The sequence below is a fragment of the Pseudomonas sp. FeS53a genome (assembly GCF_000931385.1).
GTDB classification, from domain to species: domain Bacteria; phylum Pseudomonadota; class Gammaproteobacteria; order Pseudomonadales; family Pseudomonadaceae; genus Metapseudomonas; species Metapseudomonas otitidis.
Genome location: NZ_JYFT01000009.1, coordinates 1 through 517 on the forward strand (window position 1 = coordinate 1; position 517 = coordinate 517).

General features: G+C 70.8%; 1 protein-coding gene. It reads right to left on the reverse strand.

Annotated features, from left to right (window positions below):
* Window positions 1-129: 129 nt before the first annotated feature.
* The coding region (locus SZ55_RS03535; protein WP_044401412.1) for an SPOR domain-containing protein at window positions 130-517 on the reverse strand (388 nt) is incomplete at its 5' end.

Below are 517 nucleotides of genomic sequence, written 5' to 3' on the forward strand. Positions count from 1 at the left end.
ACCCCCGCCGCCGCCCAGGTCAAGGCAACCGGCCAGGCTGAGCAGTCCGTAGATCAGTACGAGCTTGCGAAACATGTCCCCTCGCTTTCAGTTCGGCTTTGTTGTGATTGTTGTGAGCCGGGACGTGCGCTAGAGCGCCATGACCCGTCCCCGATGGCTGGGCAGTGTGGCCGGCAGGTCGCGCAGGGCGCGCTCGGCCAGGTCGGCCTGGGAGTACTCGCCGTAGAACATGCGGTACCAGTCCTGGCCGTTGCGCTGCGAATGCTGGATGCGCAGGGGCGCGCCGGGGTGGCGGGCCATCAGGGCGCGCATGTACTGCTCGCTGCTGCCTTCGATCAGGTTGATGCTGTAGCGCTGCAGGGCGGCCGGGGCTGGCGCCGGAGCGGCGGCAGGCTGTGCCGGAGCCGCGGGCGCCGGGGGTTGTGTCGCTGGCGGAGTAGCGGCCACCACGGGTTGGGTGCTGCGCTGCAGGGGCGTTTCAGCCGGGGCGGCGTAGGGTTGGGCCGGGGCCGGGGCC